3 protein-coding genes are annotated in these 2,432 nt (G+C 36.6%); all 3 read right to left on the reverse strand.

The window, feature by feature from the left end; genetic code table 11:
- A partial coding sequence (locus tag C9J12_RS31370; RefSeq protein WP_227876519.1) for a hypothetical protein occupies window positions 1-305 on the reverse strand: 305 nt, incomplete at its 3' end.
- A gap of 325 nt (window positions 306-630) precedes the next feature.
- Entirely contained in the window at window positions 631-1,155 is a 525-nt protein-coding gene (locus tag C9J12_RS29745; protein ID WP_107247053.1) for a DUF6155 family protein, read from the reverse strand.
- Between the two features lie 276 nt (window positions 1,156-1,431).
- A partial coding sequence (locus tag C9J12_RS29750) for a HipA domain-containing protein (RefSeq protein WP_227876520.1) occupies window positions 1,432-2,432 on the reverse strand: 1,001 nt, incomplete at its 5' end.

The following is a 2,432-nucleotide window of genomic DNA, read 5'->3' on the forward strand; positions in this document are numbered from 1 at the left end:
AATACACTTGCAATACGCACGTATTGCGCGCGCAATACACTTTCAGCAAAGTTAAGTTTAACTTTTTTAAAATTCGATAATGCCGAAACTCGTAAAAACACTAATTTTTTTACTTTAAATATCAGCAAGTTACGAACCACAAACAACAACCATCTCGATTTATCGAGATAGCGAGGGGTGTAGAGGTATAGAGAAGGGAAAGTGCCAAATATCGAGTGACAGTTCAGTTCTTTGTCATCACCTTTAAAGCGCACTATATCAGGCTTTTCAGCACCCTTAAAGGGGGCGTCGGGGGTAAAAGTCAAAGTCAGACGTTAAGCAAAAAGCACCCCATTAATCATTAAAAGTGGCATTGTTAACGATCTTTTACGTCCCGTAATGCCACGCTAAACAACGATACCATTAACCTATCAGCCGTTAACACCTGTTTATTTCAATAGGTGGCACAGCCTCAGAATGAAGGGATTATGTCGAGATCAAACGATGGGATAAATCAATCAAATGAAAACCAATTAAATACGGCCTATTAATCACGACATTTGTCGAATGATAAATGTGTTATAACAACAGCATTATTTTACGAATAGAATCCATAATCAGAATATAACAAGAAAAACCTTAACCATAGATTCAATCTTTAATGATCGTTCTTTCATAAATACGAGCCAGAGCGTAATTCATTTCATTATGTTCATTGGGTAATCGAATCACCTTTTCTATGCTTTCACGCATATCGACGCCCAAGTCCATTTGTTTAATGAATTTTATTACGGCTTCGAATGTACTTATCCCGCTCGACCAAACCTTCTCGATATAATCATGCTCATTAATAATGTTAATACAAACCTCTACATAGAAAAGCATTAGTCTTGCTATCCCATGATCATTACTCGAAACCTTCTTGTATTCTGAGATTGCTTTTTTAGCTTCCGCTATTTTATATGTTGGCAAGTACGCATCTGCCGTAAATTTCGGCTGCATCGCTTTTTCTATCTTCGCCATACTGAAATTAAAAACATCCTCATCATCATTGAGTAACGATGCTTTATAATACCGTTTTACTGCGTCAAACTTTTTGTATAAGTCGGCTATTTCATCAATCAATTCTTTTTCAGATTTGTGTCTTAATATCACACGCAACTTTTGTAATGACATCGATCATACTCAAAATAAAACATCAATTAACCATTATTCAGTAAAATACCACATTAGCATTTTGATGTGATAATGAATGATAACTTCGGCGCTTATCTGGTTAAATCTTATCCACAGATTCTGTGGGTAACCAGTGCTAGGTCAGGCGCTAAAGGTAACCGACAAACAGAGATTTAATTACACATACAGACTGCATTATCGAAATTAACAGTATCGTTATGCTTCTCTAGTTATCCCTATTACTCACTAAGGGCATATTAAAGGTATTTTTTCTAATCAAAGTTCTATCTTTGGAATTTCATCTAATTGTTCTAAAAGATGATCACATCTTGATACAATGACTTCACGATATCTATTCATATAAGCACATTGTGATTCCGATGCATCCCCTATCATACTGATAGCAATATCAATATTGTCGAGTATTGCACTCGCTATTTTCTGTAAACGACGTTGCAGTATTTTTTTACTTATATAACAATCATCGGCAAAATCGACTAGCTGATAAGCATTAATTGAATCAGAATCAAATTCAGACCCTAATGCCATAGCAAGATCTTGTTCAAATTCTGGATACATTCGAACATTGACTAAATCATAAAATGGGGTCGGTTTCAGGCCGTCTTTACTCACAAAAAAACTGACGTTTTTACCATGTGAATCACAATTGTAAACACAAGTATTAAATAACACCCAATCAAGTAAGATCAGTTTCGCAGCAATGGGATTTTCACATTGTTCGCTAATTTGAAATAACTTTATAAGGCTAACACCATCACGAATATGCTTAACGTCGCGTTGCTTACCAAGGTTCCGTTCGTACTTTCTTTCCACGCCCATGTTACAGACTTGGCATCCATCAATCACATGACGTCGTTTCACTGAATCATTCGTTAATTTACGATCAAAGCGTTCAACTAAAAGTGCAGGATATTTATCAAAATATTGCAACTCTACATTGGCAGTCTCCAGCCCAACAAGCCTAGCAAGACGCATTGTTACGAACTCATTAATGACGAGATGTTGCTGATCATTTCTTTCGAATTTAATGATGTGTGTTGAGCAGAGATTACCCTCACCCAACCCAAGCTGACCATTCATTTTTAGGACATTAATTTTTGACTGTACGCCAGCAACCGATAGTCTCGGTCTTTCATCCCATATTTCCATCGCCCACAATGTTGGGTTGGAAAGCCGCATGATCAATTCCTTGTCTTCAATTGGCCGGAACATTGTTTCTATTTGATTTGACGTAAATTCGTGCACAAACATCACGG

This window comes from Photobacterium frigidiphilum (genome assembly GCF_003025615.1).
Lineage (GTDB): Bacteria > Pseudomonadota > Gammaproteobacteria > Enterobacterales > Vibrionaceae > Photobacterium > Photobacterium frigidiphilum.

Coding starts and splice junctions, on each gene's coding strand:
- C9J12_RS29745 (WP_107247053.1), bottom strand. CDS start 1,155: ATGTCATTACAAAAGTTGCGTGTGATATTAAGACACAAATCTGAAAAA.